The organism is Streptomyces sp. NPDC050422, from assembly GCF_044458665.1.
Lineage (GTDB): Bacteria > Actinomycetota > Actinomycetes > Streptomycetales > Streptomycetaceae > Streptomyces.
The window spans coordinates 312,872-330,520 of record NZ_JBITIE010000010.1; the positions used below are offsets into that span (position 1 = coordinate 312,872).

Genomic DNA, 17,649 nt, shown 5'->3' on the forward strand with positions numbered 1-17,649 from the left:
TTCTGTTCTGCAGGCCCCCCCCCCCCCCCCCGCGCCCCCCCCCCCCCCCCCCCCCCCCCGGCCCCCCCGGGGGGGGGGGGGGCGCGCCGCCCCCCCCCCCCCCCCCCCCCCACCCCCCGCTTGATTCTGTCCGGCGAACGCCACTGATTCACCTGAACGGGCAGGCGCTCGGAGTGAATCGGGGGTGCGAACGGGGCGCTTTTACCCCGATCGCTTCTCGCGCCGATCACCGTCGCCCTAACGTCGGATCATGGGATGCGGGGACCGGGCGACGCTGGTACGACTGTGCGATCCGGCGGGCCGGCCGCGGGGGACGGGCTTTGTCGCGGACGACCGGGGCACGGTCGTGACCAGCCACGAAGCGGTCGACGGCCTCCCGCACCTCCTGCTGCACGGCCCGGGCGGCCGCAGTTGCCGCGTCGAGGCCCACGACATCATCGCCCTGCCGGAACTGGACCTCGCGCTCCTGCCCACCGGCGGACCGGACATCCTCGGCGTGCCGCCCCTGCCGATCGCCCCGCGGGAGCGGATCGACGCCGGTACGTACGTGACGATCGCCGCGCACGGCTGGCGCGAGGCACGCGTCCTCGGCGCGACCTCGGCGACGTACACCGCCGGCGGCCGGACCCACACGATCGGCCGGGTGCTGGAACTCGCCCTCGGCACGGACGGCAGCGATGCGCTCCGGCTCGGCGGCGCGGCCGTCGGAGGGCCCGTCCTGGATCCGGAGAGCGGCGCCGTCATCGCGGTCCTCGGCACCGCCCTGCGTACGGGGCACGCCGCCGCCGGATGCGCGGTGCCGCTGGCCGGCCCGGACCGGGGCGGCCCGCTGGGCGCGCTGCTCCGGCGCAACGCGATGGGGGTACCCGGCTACGGAATCGATCTGAACGCGGCGGGGGCGCTCCAGCTCACCGCCATGTCGGTCGGCTCGGCGGGCGGCCCCGACGCCTGGCCCGACCCGGTGGAACGGCCCGACGTCCTCACGGAGTGCGACGCCTTCGCGGCAGCCGCCCGGGACGAGGGCGGGGAAGCACCCCCGGTGATCCTCAGCCTCGTCGGAGCTCCCGGCACCGGCCGCACCACCGAACTCGCGGCGCTCGCCGCACGACGGGCCCGGGGTCCGGTGCCGGAGCTCACCCTGTGGCTCCGCGGCGCCGACCTGCTGGCCGACGACACCTCCGTCGCCGACGCGATCGCCCGCACGCTCCGGCAGGCCGGGCGCATCGTCACCGCCGCCGGAGCGATGGGGGACATGGCGACCGCCACCCCCGAGCGGGTGGCCCGGCTGGCCGCGGATGCCGGCAGCCCGCTGCTCGTCCTGCTGGACGGCCCCGAGGAGATGCCGCCCGTCCTGGCACACCGGCTGGCCCGGTGGACTGCGGGCACGGCCGACTGGCTGGGGGAGCACGGGGCCCGCCTCGTCGTCGCCGGCCGGCCCGAGCACTGGGAGACCGCGGGCGCGCTCTGTCCGCCCGGCACGCTGCACCGCCCGGCCCGCCCCGCCGGACGCCTTCCGTCGGCCGTCCGCATCGGCGACCTGACCGTGGGCCAGGCCGAACGGGCCCGGGAGCGGTACGCGCTCCCGCCCGACGCGCTGGCCGTCGGCCACGACCGGCACCCGCTCACGCTGCGGCTGCTCGCGGAAGTACGTGAGGCCCTGCCGGCGGACACCCCGGGCCGGCCCGACACGGAAGAGGTCTTCGGCGCCCATCTGGACCTCATGTGCCTGCGCGTCGCGGTCCGGATCGCCGCCCAGTGGCGTCCCGGGCCGCACGGTGCGGCGGTGCGGCGGCTGGCGGCGCGGGTGGCGGGCCAGGTCCATGAGGCGGCCCGGCGCTGTCTGGGGCCCGGGCAGGGGGAGCTGGACCGGGCCGCGTTCGAGGAGGTCTTCCCATGGCGCACGGGCTGGGCGTCGGCGGTGCTGACCGAGGGCCTGCTGGTCCCGGCGGGAGCGGGATACCGGTTCGCGCACGAGGAGCTGGGGGACTGGGTCCAGGGGGCGCATCTGGACCTGGACGCGGCCCTGCGGGCGCTGGTGCACCGGTGGCACGCCGACGCGGCGCCGACGGCGGAGGGTGGGGGCCGGGTGCCGCATCCCCGCCGGCCGGGCGCGCAGGCCCCGGTGCCCGCACCGGAGCAGCCGCACAGCCTTCCCGTGCCGCGCCACCGGATCGGCCCGGTGATCCAGGCACTCGTCCTCCTGGGACGCCGCCAGGGCCCGGCCGCGCTGGCCCACCGGCTGGCCGACCTGATCGAGGCGCTGGACCGGCTGGCGGCGGGGGAGGCGACGCAGTGCGTGGGGGATGTGCGAGCCGCGGGGAGCGACACCGCCGTGCCCTCCCCCGACGCGCGCTGGTGGGCCGTACACCTGCTGTCCGAGACGCTGCTGCGGGTCCCCGACGCCCGGCCGCACCTCGGGGTGCTCCGGCTGCTCGCCGGACGCATCGTCCGCAGCTCGGCCGATGCCGGCGGAAGCGGTGCGCGGGGTGCGTACGCCGAGTTCGGGCCGTGGTTCTGGCGGCGGCTGCGGCTGCCCGAGGCGGACCGGATGGATCTGTTCCGGCGGCTCGTTCCCGCCGACGGGCCACCGCGCAGCGACACCGACGCGGGCGGCGGGCGCTTCCTGGACGCCGTGGCCCGGCGGCTCGCCGCCCATCCGCGTACGCTCCAGCCCCTCCTGTGCACCTGGTTCACCGACGAGCAGCCGCTCGCAGCCGAGGCGGATGTCGTCCCGCGGCCTACCGTCGCGGCGGCCGCGCAGGCCCTCCTCTACGCCCGCCGCGATCTCGCCGTGGACGAACTGACCGACGCGCTCGCATCGTCCGGTCACCCCCGCGCCGACGAACTGCTCGCCGCGCTGGCCGAGGACGAACCCGCGGCACTCTGCCGGGCCGTCGAGCGGTGGTCACGCGATGACGACCGCCGCGTCCGCCGGATCGCGGCGGCCTCGTACGGAGCCCTCGTCGCCCCGCATCTGACCCGCGACACGGATCGCGCCCTGCTGCGCCGTGCCGCCCTCGCCCTGCTGGCCCGTCCCGCCGACGCTGATCTGCACGGCTCCGTGCTCGCCCTGCTCGTGGCCGATCCGCAGACCCGGGACCGCTATCTGCCGCAAGCCCTCGGGGCCTTCGTCGCGGACGGGCCGAAGGTGTCGGCCGCCGCGCTCGCCGTCGCGCTGCCCACCCATCCGGAGCCGGTGCTGGCCGCGTACCGGGAGCGGCTCGCGCAGTCCGGGGACGGCCCGGGTGCGGTGCTCCGCGCGCTCGCCGGGATCGACGCCCCCGCGCTGGCCCTGCACACCGCCGGACTCGTACGCGCCTACGTCGACAGCCACCCCGGGGACACCTCGCACACCGCCGCGTACCTCGACCGCAGGCTGGAGCACGGGCCCGCCGCCCGGGCCCTGCTCCTTCCCCTGCTGACCGGACTGCTCCGGGACCGCCCGGCGCCCGCGCCCGTGCGGGGGGCGCTCGCCGGGGTACTGGCCTCACCCGGCAGCCCCGCGTCCCAGCCGTTGCGGGACACCCTGCTGGAGGTGCTGCTGGACTTCGAGCAGGGCGGCGGCCACCGCGACCCGATCGTGCTGGAAGCGCTGCTGCGGGCCGCCGCGACCGGCTGCGCGGGGAGGTCACCGGCCCGAACCCGGGCCCTGGTGCACCGCACCGGGATGCTGCTGGTCCGCACCCCCGAAGGGGCCGGTCTCTTCGATCGTCTGCTGGTCGTACTCGCCCGTGAAGTGCCCGGGTTCGGCGCCCTGGTCATCGGGTGGCTGGCCGACGCCCCGCAGGAGTGGGCGGCGGTCATCGGCCCCAGCGCGCGGCGGACCGTGGAGGCCCTCGAGGGCGTCCCAGGAGCCCCGATGACCATGCCGATGCAGGCCGCAGGGCGTGAGCATGGCAGTCTTAGACCTGCGTAAGAGACAAACCCACGTACACAGGTTCGGGCGAGGAGCGGTCAGAGTGCAGCGCTGGCGTGGCTTGGAGGACATCCCCCAGGACTGGGGACGCAGCGTCGTCACCATCGGCTCCTATGACGGGGTGCACCGCGGACACCAGCTGATCATCGGGCGGGCCGTCGAGCGGGCCCGCGAGCTGGGGGTGCCGTCGGTCGTCGTGACGTTCGACCCGCACCCCAGCGAGGTCGTCCGGCCGGGCAGCCATCCGCCGCTGCTCGCCCCGCACCACCGCCGTGCCGAACTGATGACCGAGCTGGGCGTGGACGCGGTGCTGATCCTGCCTTTCACCACCGAGTTCTCGAAGCTCGCTCCGGCCGACTTCATCGTGAAGGTGCTCGTGGACAAGCTGCACGCTCAGCTCGTCATCGAGGGCCCCAACTTCCGGTTCGGTCACAAGGCCGCCGGGAACGTGCAGTTGCTCACCGAGCTCGGCGACACCTACGACTACCGCGTCGAGGTCATCGATCTGCGGGTGCGCGGCGAGGCCGGCGGTGGTGAGCCGTTCTCCTCGACGCTCACCCGGCGCCTGGTCGCCGAGGGGGACGTGGCGGGCGCCGCGGAGATCCTCGGCCGTCCGCACCGCGTCGAGGGCATCGTCGTCCGCGGGGCACAGCGCGGCCGCGAACTCGGCTTCCCCACCGCGAACGTGGAGACCCTGCCGCACACCGCGATCCCCGCCGACGGTGTGTACGCGGGCTGGCTGCACGTGAACGGTGAGGCGATGCCCGCCGCGATCTCGGTCGGCACCAACCCGCAGTTCGACGGCACCGAGCGGACGGTGGAGGCGTACGCGATCGACCGCGTCGGCCTCGACCTGTACGGCCTGCACGTCGCCGTGGACTTCCTCGCGTACGTACGCGGCATGCTGAAGTTCGACTCGATCGACGATCTGCTGGTGGCGATGGCCGCCGATGTGAAGCGGTGCAGCGAGCTGATCTCCGCGTACGACCGGGCCTGAACAGCGCCTCCTGATACGGCTTCGGCCGGGCCCCTTTCACGCGGCCCCGGCCGGAGCCGTATGAGTACCTCCGCTGCTCAGCTGTTGAGCTCCTCCAGCGTCTTCCCCTTGGTCTCCACGGCAAACAGCGCGATCACCGCGCCCACGACCGCCACGCAGCCCAGCTGGGTGAAGACCATGGCCAGACCGGCGCCCGAGCTGATGATCGCGCCGACCACGATCGGTCCCAGGATGACTCCGAGCCGGTTCCACACCCCGCCGAACGATGCCCCGCGCGCCCGGCTCCGGGTCGGGTAGAGCTCGGGTGTGTAGAGGTAGAGGCTCACGTTGGTGGCGAAGACGAAGAGCGTCGAGACCGAGGCCCACGCCGCGACCTGGCCACCGGACGTGGCACCGGAGACGGCCAGCGAGAGCAGGGCGACGGCCGCTCCGCCGAGACCGACGGTCAGGGACACCCGGCGCCCCACCTTGTCGATGACGAGCGCGACCAGCAGACAGCCGATCAGACCGGTCACATTGCTCAGCAGCGAGTAGTTGAGCGCGGTGCGCAGATCGAGACCGAACTCCTTGGTGTAGAGCGACGGCAGCCAGGTCGCGATGCCGTGGTTGACGTAGTACGCGACGAACCACAGTGCCGACACCACGACCGTGCGCCGCAGGTAGCGGCCCGTGAACAGATCCCGCAGCCCGCCCCGGGCGGTCTCGACGGCCGTCGGCGGGCCGGGTTCGGGGAGTGGGGCGCCGGTCGACTTCGCCACGTCCTTCTCGATCCGGGCGATGACCTGTTCGGCCTCCACGACCCGGCCCCGGGAGAGCAGCCAGCGGGGCGACTCCGGCACCTGACGGCGCAGGACGACGACGAGGAAAACGGGCAGGGCGCCGATCACGAACATCACCCGCCAGCCGAAGCTGGGCACGACCCAGCTCGCGACGAGGGTGGCCGTCGCGAGACCGGCCGGGAAGATCAGTTCGTAGAGCAGGACGAACCGGCCGCGGTGTTCCGCCCGGGCGATCTCGTTGATGTACGTGGCGGCGACCGGTACGACACCGCCGATGCCGAGACCCTGAACGAACCGGAAGAGGGTGAACAGGGTGAACCCGGGGGAGAACGCGACGGCGAGACTGGCCAGCGCGGTCACGGCGACACCCAGGGCGACGGTGTTCACCCGGCCTATCCGGTCGCCGAGCCAGCCGGCGACGAGTGCGCCGAGCAGCATGCCGACGGAGCCGCTGGTGACGATCATCGTGCCCTGGCCGGTGCTCAGCTTCCACTGTTCGGTCAGGACGGGCAGCGCGGAGGCGGTCAGCAACTGGTCGAACGCCTCGAAGAACGTGACGGTGCCGATCAGTGTGCGGACCTTGATGTGCCAGCGAGAGCTCGGCAGGCGTTCGAGTCTGGCCGAGACGGAGCTCACGGCGGGGCCGTTGGCCACGATTGACATGGGGATCCTTCCGCGAACAGGAGTTGCGGTGACCCTAGGAAGAAGTGTCTTAGCGGTCAATGACTAAGTGCTTAAATGTTACGAGGAGTTCCTGGGTCGAGGACCTGGCCGCGGGCGCCGGTTGTATCGTGAACACCTCACCGCCGCGCCGTGCGCGGTGTGTCCGGAAGGAGGCGCGGGGGCGCGGCACCGCACCGCCCTCCCATCGCACATGACTCGTAGAGCATCCGGCCGACCCGACGCGGTCGACCTCGCCCTTGAGCAGTGGAAGCGCGAACTCCCGACTTTGGACGCCTCGCCGATGGAGGTGCTCGGGCGGCTCCACCGCAGCTTCCTGCGGTATCAGGGACTCCTGGCCGAACTCTTCGAATGCTTCGACCTGAACATGGCCTCCTTCGATGTGCTGGCAGCTCTGCGCAGGTCGGGGCCGCCGTACCGGCAGACCGCCGGTCAGCTTGCGGACATCGCGCTGGTCACCACGGGCGGTATCACGCTGCGGCTGGACCGGCTGGAGAAGGCCGGTCTGGTGACCCGGGAGCGCGATGCGCAGGACCGCAGGGTCGTGTACGCGTGTCTGACCGGGCGGGGCGTCGAGGTCGCCGACGTGGTCGCCGTCGCGCACTTCGCCAACGAGGAACGGATGCTCGCCGAACTCTCCGACACCGAACGGCGCCGGCTGAGCCAGTTGCTCGGCAAGCTCGAACGCTCACTGGAGACGGCGGAACAGACTCCGCCGGACCGTGCCGCGCTGACGGCGTCCGTTCGGCAGGATCAGGTGCATAATCCCTAGCACTCGGTATCTGAGCGCTCAGGCTTTACCCCCGGGGACACGTCAGGGCCCGGTGTACCGGCCCGGAGGAGGTTCGTACCGTGCGTGAACTGCTGTCGGAACTGGGCGCCTGGCACGAGGCCGGCACGCCCTTCGCGCTGGCGACCGTCGTCTCGGTCCGCGGCAGCGCTCCCCGGGCGCCCGGCGCCATGATGGCCGTGACCGACGACGGCACGGTGGCGGGCAGCGTCTCCGGGGGCTGCGTCGAGGGAGCGGTGTACGAGGTGGCCGGCGAGGTGCTCGCCACCGGCACCCCGCAGCTGTGCTCGTACGGGATCAGCGACGACGAGGCCTTCGGCGTGGGCCTGACCTGCGGAGGCACCATCGACGTCCTCGTCGCCCCCTTCGCCTCGGCGGCCGACCGGACCTGGCTGCGGGACGTGGGCGAAACCGTCGCACGCGGTGAACCCGTCGCGGTGGCCACCGTTCTCCCGGACGCCGACCGTGCGGGTGCGCGACGGGTGGTGCGGGTGGACGACGCGGAGGGATCGCTGGGCAACGAAGGACTCGACGCGGCCGTCACCGACGACGCCCGGGGTCTCCTCGCCCAGGGCGCGACGGGCAGGCAGTGGTACGGAGCCCACGGCGAGCGCCGCATGCAGGACGTTTCCGTCTTCATCCAGACGTACGCGCCGCCGCCCCGCATGATCGTCTTCGGCGCCATCGACCACGCGGCGGCGACCGCCCGCATCGGGTCCTTCCTCGGCTACCGGGTCACGGTGTGCGACGCCCGCCCGGCCTTCGCGACCCGCGAGCGCTTCCCCACCGCCGACGAGGTCGTCCGCGCCTGGCCGCACACCTACCTGTCGGAGACGGACGTCGACGCGCGCACCGTTCTCTGCGTGCTCACCCACGACCCCAAGTTCGATGTCCCCCTGCTGGTCGCCGCACTGCGCACCCCCGCGGCCTACATCGGGGTCATGGGCAGCCGCCGTACCCACCTCGACCGGCTGGCGCGGCTGCGCGACGAGGGCGCGAGCGAGGCCGACCTGGCGCGCCTCTCCTCCCCGGTCGGGCTCGACCTCGGCGCCCGGACACCGGAGGAGACGGCCGTCTCGATCGCCGCGGAGATCATCCAGCACCGCTGGGGCGGCACGGGGCAGCCGCTCGGCGAACTGTCCGGCGCGATCCACCACCACGGACAGCGGTAGCGGACGGGCCCGGAAGGAACCAGGGACCCGCCCGCCACCGCGGCATCACCCCACTACGCCGGCGCCACCGCGTTCGCCGCCGCCCAGTGGCACGCCACCTGGGTCTCGCCGCCGCCCGCGAGCACCGGCAGGTCCTTCGTGCGGCAGGCGTCCGCGACACCGGCCCGCTCCGCCTCGCCCGAGGCCAGGACCTGGCAGCGCAGATGGAAACGACAGCCGGACGGCACCTTCGACGGGTCCGGCGGTTCGCCGGTCAGCACCACCGGTTCGCCCTCGGCCTCAGGCAGCACCGACAACAGCGCCCGGGTGTACGGATGCTGCGGAGCCGTGAGGATCTGCTCCACGTCCCCCGTCTCCACGATCCGGCCGAGGTACATCACCGCCACCCGGTCCGCGATGTTCCACGCGAGACCGAGATCATGCGTGACCACCAGCGCGGACAGGCCCAGTTCGTCCCGCAGCCGCAGCAGCAGCGCGAGGATCTCGCCGCGCACCGAGGCGTCCAGGGAGGCCACCGGCTCGTCGGCCACGATGAGTTCCGGATCCAGGACCAGCGCGCCCGCGATCACGACCCGCTGACGCTGCCCGCCCGACAGCTCGTGCGGGTAGCGCAGGAAGAACCTCTCCGGAGGCCGCAGGCCCGCTCGGGAGAGGGCGTTCGTCACCGCCTCCCGCTCGTCGCCGCCGTACCGGTGGATGCGCAGCCCCTCGGCCACCGCGTCGTACACCGTGTGCCGCGGGTTCAGCGAACCGCTGGGGTCCTGCAGCACCAGCTGGACCCGCTTGCGGTACGCCTTCAGCGCACGGCTTCCGTAGTCGAGCGGCTTCCCGCCGAAGGTGACCTGTCCGCCCGTCGGCGGGACGAGGCCCAGCAGCGAGCGGGCCAGGGTCGTCTTGCCGCACCCCGACTCGCCGACCAGGGCGACGATCTCGCCCGGCCTGATGTCCAGGTCGACCCCGTCCACGGCACGGGCCGGGTCGCCGCCGTGCCTGCCGGGGAACGCGACGCGGAGATCCCGCGCACTGAGCAGGTCCGTGGTGGTGGTCATGATGTGCTCCTTGCTTCCTCGGCGCCCTGCGGGGCCGCGGCCCCTTCCGGCCCCACCAGCACGCAGGCGGCCTCCCGCCCGGGCCCCGCCACCCGCAGCACCTGGTCCTGCGCGGTGCAGGAGTCCAGGGCCACCGTGCAGCGCGGATGGAACGTGCAGCCGGCCGGCAGCGCCGACGGGTCGGGCGGGTCGCCCGGCAGCCCCCGGGGCGCGAACCGCGAGGCCGGGTCCCCGATCCGCGGGAAGGCGCCCGACAGGGCCTTGCTGTACGGGTGGTGCGCCCGCTCGTAGACCTCGGCCGCCGGACCCTGCTCCACGACCCGTCCCGCGTACATCACCGCGAGCCGGTCGCAGGTGTCCGAGAGCACCGCGAGGTCATGACTGATCATGATCAGCCCGAGGTCCTGCTCGGAGACCAACTGCTCGATCAGCCGCAGGATCTGGGCCTGGATCATCACATCGAGGGCCGTCGTCGGCTCGTCCGCGATGATCAGCCCCGGGTCGCAGGCGAGCGCCATCGCGATCATCACGCGCTGCCGCTGCCCGCCGGAGAGCTCGTGCGGATAGGCGTCCGCCCGGGCGGCGGGCAGACCCACCTGCTCCAGCAGCTCACCGGCGCGCTTTCGTGCGGCGGCCTGGGTCGTCCTCTTGTGCAGCACGATCGGCTCGGCGATCTGGTCGCCGATGCGGTGCACCGCGTTCAGTGAGTGCATCGCACCCTGGAAGACGATCGAGGCGCCCGCCCAGCGCACCGCCCTGACCTGACCCCACTTCATGGCGAGGACGTCCTCGCCGTTCAGCAGGATCTCGCCGGTGACCTTCGTGCCCACGGGCAGCAGCCGCAGCAGCGCGAGCGCCAGCGTGGACTTCCCGCACCCCGACTCCCCGGCGATGCCGAGCTTCTTGCCCGCGTCGACCTCCAGATTCACCCCGCGGACCGCCTGGGCCCCGCCGGCGTACGTCACCGTCAGATCGCGTACCTCCAGAAGAGGCGTCTTACGGATGCTCGTCGTACTCAACGGGCCACCCCCAGCTTTGGATTGAGGACGGTCTCGATGGCGCGGCCGCACAGCGTGAACGCCAGCGCCACCAGGGCGATCGCGATGCCGGGGGGCGCCAGGTACCACCAGTCGCCCGCACTCACCGCACCGGCTTCGCGCGCGTCCTGGAGCATGCCGCCCCAGGAGGTGATGGTCGGGTCGCCGAGGCCCAGGAAGGCCAGGGTCGCCTCCGTCAGGATCGCGCTGGAGATCACCAGCGTGGTCTGCGCGAGCACCAGCGGCATCACGTTCGGCAGGACGTGCCGGAGCATGATGTGTCCGTGTCCGCCGCCCAGCGCGCGGGCGCGCTCGATGTACGGACGGGACTCCACGGCGAGGGTCTGCGCCCGCACCAGCCGGGCCGTCGTCGGCCAGGTCGTGACGCCGATCGCGATGATGACCGTCCACAGGGAGCGGTCCATCACGGTGGCGAGCGCGATGGCCAGGACCAGGGTCGGCATCACCAGGAACCAGTCGGTGACCCGCATCAGGACCGTCGAGTACCAGCCGCGGAAGTGCCCCGCGACGATCCCGACCACCGTACCGATGGCCACGCAGAGGAAGGCCGCGAGCAGCCCCACGGTCAGCGAGACGCGCGCACCCCAGATCAGCAGGGCGAGGACGCTGCGTCCGAACTGGTCGGTTCCGAGCGGGAACTCGCCGCTCGGCGACTCCAGCGCACCGCCCGGTGCCTCGGTGACGCTCTGCGCGTCCGCACCCGTCAGTACGGGCGCGCACACGGCGATCAGCGCGATCAGGATGAGCCCGGCGAGCCCCCACAGGCCACCGCGGTGACTGCGGTACTCCCGCCAGAACCGGGCCAGGGAACGCCGCTTGCGGGCCCGGGCCAGTGCGCCCGGGCTCTTGACGGCCCCGGGCCCGGATTCCTCGGGTGCGGGGGCCTCGGCTCCCGGAGTGGACGCGGGCATGGATTCGGTCGTCATCGGCCCACCCGGGGATCGAGCAGCGGATACAGCAGATCGGCCAGGGTGTTCGCCAGGATCACCGCGGTGGCGAAGACGAAGAACAGCCCCTGGACGAGCGGAAGGTCGGGGACGCTCAGCCCCTGGTAGAAGAGTCCGCCGAGACCCGGCCAGGAGAACACGGTCTCGACCAGGATCTGTCCCGCGACCACATGGCCCAGGTTGACGAACATCAGCGTGAAGGTCGGGAGCATCGCGTTGGGGACGGCGTGCCGCCGGCGGACCGTGTCGTCGCGCAGCCCCTTGGCGCGCGCAGTCGTCAGATAGTCGCTGCCCATCTCGTCGAGGAGCGAGGAGCGCATCACCAGGAGCGTCTGCGCGTAGCCGACCGCGACCAGGGTGATCACGGGGAGCACCATGTGGTGCGCGACGTCGAGCACGTACGCGAAGCCCGACTCGTTGCCCGACTCCAGCCCGCCGGTCGGGAACATGCCCGGAATCGGTCCGACGCCCACCGAGAAGACGATGATCAGGAGCAGGCCGAGCCAGAACGACGGCACGGAGTAGAGCGTGAGGGCGAGGGCGGTGTTGAAACGGTCGCTCTTCGACCCGTTGCGCCAGGCGGTACGGGTGCCGAGCCAGATGCCCAGCGCGCTGTAGAGGACGTACGCCGTTCCGGTGAGGAGCAGGGTCGCCGGGAGCGCCTCGGTGATCTTGTCCATCACCGGGGCGTGGTACTGGAACGAGGTGCCGAAGTCACCGGTGAGCGCGTCGCCCACGTAACTGGTGAACTGCTGCCACATCGGCTGGTCGAGTCCGAACTGGCGGCGCAGCGAATCGAGCTGCTCGGCGGACACGGGCCGCCCGCCGGTCATCTGCTTCACCGGGTCGCTGGGGATGAGCCGGAAGAGGAAGAAGCTGGTGACCAGTACGGCGAACAGCGAGACGGCCGCGCCGACGATCTTGGCGGCCATGTACTTCAGATAGGCCTTGGTGTTGCGCGCCCGTGGGCCGCGGGCGGCCGGGGGCGCGGCCGGAGCCGGGCCGTCCGTGTCCGCATCCGCCTGTTTCACGAGCGCCGGAGTGCTGTCAGCTGTCATAGGAACTCTCGTTACTCGTGCTGCACGTGGAGGGATCGGCGGGCGGGGCCCGGCTGCCCGGGGCCCCGCCCGCCGATCGCTCTCATTCCGTCCGCGGGAGCTACCCGCGGTCCGCGGAACTACTCGCGATCGTCCGCTGTGGTGCGGCGGCGCCGGGAGATGAGGAACCCGCCCCCGCCGAGAATCACCACGGCGGCTGCGATGCCGATGGTGATCCCGGTGGAACTCGAACCGGAGTCGCTGTCGCCGTCTCCGCCGTCACTGCCCGCCGGAACAGCCGACCACCAGCTCCAGTACCCGTCCTGGCCGTAGATGTTGCCGGCCGCCTCGGGCATGGTCGTGATCGACTTGATCTGGTCGGTGCGGTAGGCCTCGACCGCGTTCGGGTACGCGATGACGCTCATGTACCCGGAGTCGTACAGCCAGGACTGCATCTGCCCGACGAGGTCCGCCCGCTTGGCGGGGTCGTACTCGGCGAGCTGCTTCTTGTACAGCCCGTCGTACGTCTTGTCGCAGATGAAGTTGTCCGTGGCCGCGCTCGCCTTGGCCTTGGTCGGCAGGGCGGAGCAGGTGTGGATGCCGAGGACGAAGTCCGGGTCCGGGTTGACGGACCAGCCGTCGAAGGCGAGGTCGTACTCACCGGCGTACCAGGGCACGGAGACGTCGTCGAGGCAGTCGACCTTGAGGCCGACGCCGAGCTTGCCCCACCACTCCTTGAGGTACTTGCCGATCGCCTTGTCGTTCGGGTCCGTCGCGTGGCACAGGATGCGCAGGTCGAGCGCCTTGCCGTCCTTGCCGACGCGCTTGCCGTCCTTGAGCTCGTAGCCCGCCTGGTCCAGGAGCTTTCCGGCCTTGGCGGGGTCGTAGGCGAGGCTCTGGGTCGCCGAGGGCTGCCAGGCGTACTCCGAGAAGCGCGGCGGGATGTATCCCTGGCCCTCGACGGCGTGGCCCTGGAAGACCTTGTCGATGATCGTCTTGCGGTCGATCGACAGGAACAGCGCCTGGCGGACCTTCTGGTCCAGCAGCGCCGTGTTGCCGTTGCCGAACTTCTTGCCGTCCTTGGTCTGCGCGCCCGGGTTGGTGGCCAGCGCGAAGAAGCGGCGGCCCGGACCCTCGTTGACCTTGATGTTCGGGTCACCCTTGAGCGACGCGGCCTGGGCGGGCGTCAGCGCGGGCGAGCCGGCGACGAAGGAGACCTCGCCCTTGCGGAGTGCGGCGACCGCGGCGTCCTGGTCCTTGTACGTCTTGAAGACCAGCTCGTCGAACTTGGGCTTGCCGCGCCAGAAGTCCTTGTTGGCCTTGAGCTTCACGTACTGGTCGACCTTGTAGTCGCTCAGCACGAAGGGCCCGTTGCCCACGATCGGGAATTCCGTGTCGTTGTTGAACTTCGAGAAGTCCTTGACCTTCTCCCAGACGTGCTTGGGGACGATCGGGACATCGAGCGCGGCCATCGTGGCCTGCGGCTCCTTGAGCTCTATGACCAGCTTCGTCGGGCTGGGAGCCGTCACCTTCTTGAAGTTGGTGACGAAGCTGCCGTTCGCCTGGGCGGCGGCCTCGTCCGTCATCATCTTGTTGAACGTCCAGGCCGCGTCCTCGGCCGTGGCCTGCTGACCGTCCGACCACTTGGAATTGGCCCGAATGGTGTACGTCCACGTCAGCTTGTCGGCCGACGGCTCCCACTTGGTGGCGAGACCCGGGACGGCGTGGTTGTCCTTCGGGTCGTAGTTCGTGAGGAAGTCGTACATGAGCCGGGAGACGCTCGTGCTCAGCAGCTTCTGGGCGAGGAACGGGCTCAGGGAGTCGACGCTCTGCGCGACCGCGACGGTCAGCGTCTTGTTGCCGCTGTCGGCGGCCTGTGCCTGCTGGGGCGCGGCCACGAGGGGTACGCCCGGCACGACGGACCCGGCTGCGAGAGCAAGGGCGGCGGCGCCGGAGGCCAGGAGGATACGCAGACGTGAGCGTGGCTGGGCTGAGGGCGGTGGAACTCTTTCGACCATGGTCAGGGACCTCGCGTCATGACTCGCACGGAGAAGGCGGGTTGATCTGTGGTTCGCCAGCTGGTGAAGCGAAGGTTTATCAGCGGTGGTCGAGCCGCGTCAACGGTCACCGAAACGGCGTGTGGTCTGCGGGAATGCAATGAGGGTCCACATCGCGGGAGCGATGTGGACCCTCATTGGTTCAGACCTCTGACGCCTTACTGCTGAGGCGCTGGCGGCGGCTGCGGAGGCTGCTGCTGCCACCCCGCGGGCGGGACGGGGCCCTGGAGTTCGGGGTGGGCGGGCTGCCCGGGCTGACCTGGCTGTCCGCCGTGCTGCTGAGGCTGCGGCGGGGCCGCCTGGCCGGCCGTCGACTGCGCCTGGGAAGGCAGCGACTGCTGCCAGTTCTGCCCGCCGCCGGGCGCCTGCTGCGGGGGATAGGGCTGCTGCGGCTGTCCGCCGTACGGCTGTTGCTGCGGGTAGGGCTGCCCGGGCTGCTGCGACGGGTAAGGCTGCTGGGGCGCGTACGGCTGCTGTCCGGGCATCTGCTGTCCCGGCATCTGCTGTCCGGGCATCGGAGGGGCGTACTGCGGCGGCGGGTTGGTGCCGCTCGCGGTCCACAGTCCCTGCTGCTGCTGGGCGCGCGCGAAGTCCTCGGCGACGAGGGCGGAGAGGTGGAAGTACGCGTCCCGCGTCTTCGGGCGCATCATGTCGAGGTCGACCTCGGCACCGGCCGACAGGTGCTCGTCGAACGGTACGACGACCACGCCGCGGCAGCGCGTCTCGAAGTGCTGGACGATGTCATCGACCTTGATCATCTTTCCGGTCTCGCGGACCCCGGAAATGACGGTGAGGGACCGCTGGACCAGGTCCGCGTACCCGTGTGCCGACAGCCAGTCCAGCGTGGTGGAGGCACTTGACGCGCCGTCGACCGAGGGGGTCGAGATGATGATCAACTGGTCGGCGAGGTCCAGCACCCCGCGCATCGCGCTGTAGAGCAGCCCGGTGCCCGAGTCCGTGAGGATGATCGGGTACTGCTTGCCCAGCACCTCGATGGCACGGCGGTAGTCCTCGTCGTTGAACGTGGTCGAGACCGCCGGGTCCACGTCGTTGGCGATGATCTCCAGACCGGAGGGCGCCTGCGAGGTGAACCGCCGGATGTCCATGTACGAGTTGAGGTGCGGGATCGCGTGGACCAGGTCACGGATGGTGGCCCCGGTCTCGCGGCGGACCCTGCGGCCCAGCGTGCCGGCGTCGGGGTTGGCGTCGATGGCGAGGATCTTGTCCTGCCGCTCGGTGGCCAGGGTCGCGCCGAGTGCCGTGGTCGTCGTGGTCTTGCCCACGCCGCCCTTGAGGCTGATCACCGCGATCCGGTAGCAGGAGAGCACCGGGGTGCGGATCAGATCGAGCTTGCGCTGCCGCTCGATCTCCTCCTTCTTGCCGCCCAGCTTGAAGCGGGAGGCGCCGGACGGGGTACGGCTGCTCTTCGCCTTCTGCTTGCCCCGGACGAGCCGGTCGGAGGAGAGCTCGACCGCGGCCGTGTAGCCGAGGGGTGCGCCCGGCACCGAACGCTCGCGCTGGTCGTGGGTGACCGGTGTGGGCCAGGCGTTTCCGGCCCGGGGGTCGGCGGGCGGGCCCTGCGGCGGGAGTTGCTGCGGATACGGCTGTTGCGCGTGCTGCTGGTGCGGCGGCTGAGGCTGTGTCTGCTGCGGGGGGATCTGCGCGGGCAGATTCGGAGTGGCCTGAGCCGGCGGCTGGGTGCCCTGGGGGAATCCGTAACCGCTCTGCGGCTGCGGCTGGTGCGGCGCCTGCGGGGCCTGGGGTGCCTGGGGTGCCTGGGGTGCCTGGGGTGCCTGGGGTGCCGGCGGCGGCAGGGCCGAGCCCTGCTGCTGTCCGGGCCACTGGTGTGCCTGAGGTGTCTGCGGTGCTTGGGGGGCGGGCGGCGGCGGGAGCTGTGCCGGAAGGGCGGCTCCCGGCTGCGGCTGCTGCGGGAACGGGGGAGCCTGCGGGCTCTGCGGGGCCTGGGCCGCCGGGGCCTGCGGAAAGCCGTAGCCGCCGGGCCCGCCGTCAGCCGGGGGCGACGGGGGCCACTGGGAAGCCGGCTGGGGTGCCGCGGGCTGCGGTGCCGCGGGCTGGAACGACGGCGGCAGCGGCGGCAGTCCGCCCGGTGCCGGCGCGGGGGTCCAGGGGGCGGGCGCCGCGTCCTGGGGTGCGATGCCGGGCGGTACGTCGAGCGGGGGCGCGTCCGAGGGAGCGGCAGGGGGGGAGGCGTCCGAAGGGGCCGCGTCCGTGGGTACGGCGTCGGCCGGCTCATCGGCGTGCGGGGCGTCGTCGGAGCCGTCGTGGCTCGCGGAGCCGCCCACCGGCGGAGCGTCGAAGGGCGCGTCGGCGTCGGCCTCGCGGGGGTCGTCCTCCGGGGCGGAGGAGGGCGGGGCGTCGGACGGCGTGGGGTCGGACTGCGTCAATGGCGATGCGGAAGACGTGACGTCCGGATCCGAGTCGGCCTCTCCGGCCTCCCCGACACCATTCTGTGCGTCGTCGGCCACCTCGTCACCGTCACCGTCACCGGCGTCGGCGCCTGAACGTTCGGAACCGGCCGCCGGGCCACCGTCCTCCGGCTCGTCGGCAGTGACCTCCGCGGCGGCCTCGCGCTCCGCGATCTCCCGCTTCAGCGCGGCGGACGAGAACCGCATGGTCGTGCCGCTCTCCACGTCGCCGCCCCCGAAGGGATCCGGCGCACCGCCCGCGTCGGCCGCTCCCGGCACCGGCTGGCCGGCGGCAGCACCCGATGCCGATACCGATGCCGGCGGCGCCGGAGTCCAGTCGGGTTCGAAGCCGCCAGGGGCCGGCAGTCCGGGCACGGACACGGGGGCGCCGGTGGGCGGCGGGGGCGGTGCCAGGTGCGTTCCGGCGCCGCCCGACGAGTCGCCCGGCGCGTTCTGCGTGTACCAGGCGGGCGGGGTGTAGTCGATGGTGAACTCACCCGTCATCTCGGCGGGCTCTGCGTCGGACGACTCGTCGACGGGCTTGTTCCAGTCCCCGCGCATCTCGTCCCGATCGCCGTTCACTTTGCCTCCTGGTGTGGTCGAGCACCCTTGTGCCGTGGTGGGTGGGGGCGACCGTTCCTCTCCTTGGGACAGGACCTCGTGCGAACCGCCCGGCTCTCCCCCTGGGACGCGCATCGCCTGCCCGCAGGTTCTTCTGCCGCGCCCGGACCCACCCTAAT

General features: G+C 72.2%; 11 protein-coding genes. 4 read left to right on the forward strand and 7 right to left on the reverse strand.

Going from position 1 to position 17,649, the window contains the following annotated elements:
• Positions 1-250 precede the first annotated feature (250 nt).
• Together ACIBJG_RS18260 and ACIBJG_RS18265 are read left to right on the forward strand one after the other, a co-directional pair.
• The gene (locus ACIBJG_RS18260) at positions 251-3,916 is read left to right on the forward strand and encodes a trypsin-like peptidase domain-containing protein (protein WP_399308520.1); all 3,666 of its coding nucleotides are present in this window, start codon (positions 251-253) and stop codon (positions 3,914-3,916) included.
• 43 nt (positions 3,917-3,959) lie between these two features.
• Positions 3,960-4,913 (forward strand): bifunctional riboflavin kinase/FAD synthetase, encoded by a 954-nt coding sequence (locus ACIBJG_RS18265; protein WP_399308521.1) that lies wholly within the window; start codon positions 3,960-3,962, stop codon positions 4,911-4,913.
• Positions 4,914-4,990: 77 nt separating this feature from the next.
• On the opposite strand, the gene ACIBJG_RS18270 is transcribed toward ACIBJG_RS18265, so the two are convergent.
• Positions 4,991-6,355: an MFS transporter gene (locus tag ACIBJG_RS18270; RefSeq protein WP_399308522.1), complete on the reverse strand. Its 1,365-nt coding sequence runs from the start codon at positions 6,353-6,355 to the stop codon at positions 4,991-4,993.
• A gap of 211 nt (positions 6,356-6,566) precedes the next feature.
• On the opposite strand from ACIBJG_RS18270, the gene ACIBJG_RS18275 reads away from it, so the two are divergent.
• A complete protein-coding gene (locus ACIBJG_RS18275; protein WP_399308523.1) occupies positions 6,567-7,145 on the forward strand; it encodes a MarR family winged helix-turn-helix transcriptional regulator in 579 nt (192 codons plus the stop codon).
• 80 nt (positions 7,146-7,225) lie between these two features.
• Positions 7,226-8,335 (forward strand): XdhC family protein, encoded by a 1,110-nt coding sequence (locus tag ACIBJG_RS18280; protein WP_399308524.1) that lies wholly within the window; start codon positions 7,226-7,228, stop codon positions 8,333-8,335.
• Positions 8,336-8,388: 53 nt separating this feature from the next.
• Here the strand turns inward: ACIBJG_RS18280 and ACIBJG_RS18285 are convergent, their stop codons facing one another.
• The 6 genes from ACIBJG_RS18285 to ACIBJG_RS18310 all read right to left on the reverse strand — a co-directional run bounded on the left by ACIBJG_RS18285 (position 8,389) and on the right by ACIBJG_RS18310 (position 17,491).
• A complete protein-coding gene (locus ACIBJG_RS18285; protein ID WP_399308525.1) occupies positions 8,389-9,384 on the reverse strand; it encodes an ABC transporter ATP-binding protein in 996 nt (331 codons plus the stop codon).
• Entirely contained in the window at positions 9,381-10,403 is a 1,023-nt protein-coding gene (locus ACIBJG_RS18290) for an ABC transporter ATP-binding protein (RefSeq protein WP_399308526.1), read from the reverse strand. The genes ACIBJG_RS18285 and ACIBJG_RS18290 overlap by 4 nt, the downstream gene beginning before the upstream one ends.
• Positions 10,400-11,353 carry an ABC transporter permease gene (locus tag ACIBJG_RS18295; RefSeq protein WP_399308562.1) on the reverse strand — a complete coding sequence of 318 codons (954 nt, stop codon included), beginning with the start codon at positions 11,351-11,353 and terminating at the stop codon, positions 10,400-10,402. The genes ACIBJG_RS18290 and ACIBJG_RS18295 overlap by 4 nt, the downstream gene beginning before the upstream one ends.
• 11 nt (positions 11,354-11,364) lie before the next feature.
• Entirely contained in the window at positions 11,365-12,447 is a 1,083-nt protein-coding gene (locus ACIBJG_RS18300; RefSeq protein WP_399308527.1) for an ABC transporter permease, read from the reverse strand.
• 119 nt (positions 12,448-12,566) lie between these two features.
• Positions 12,567-14,444 (reverse strand): ABC transporter substrate-binding protein, encoded by a 1,878-nt coding sequence (locus ACIBJG_RS18305; protein WP_399308528.1) that lies wholly within the window; start codon positions 14,442-14,444, stop codon positions 12,567-12,569.
• Between the two features lie 197 nt (positions 14,445-14,641).
• Entirely contained in the window at positions 14,642-17,491 is a 2,850-nt protein-coding gene (locus ACIBJG_RS18310; RefSeq protein ID WP_399308529.1) for an SCO5717 family growth-regulating ATPase, read from the reverse strand.
• Positions 17,492-17,649: the final 158 nt, after the last annotated feature.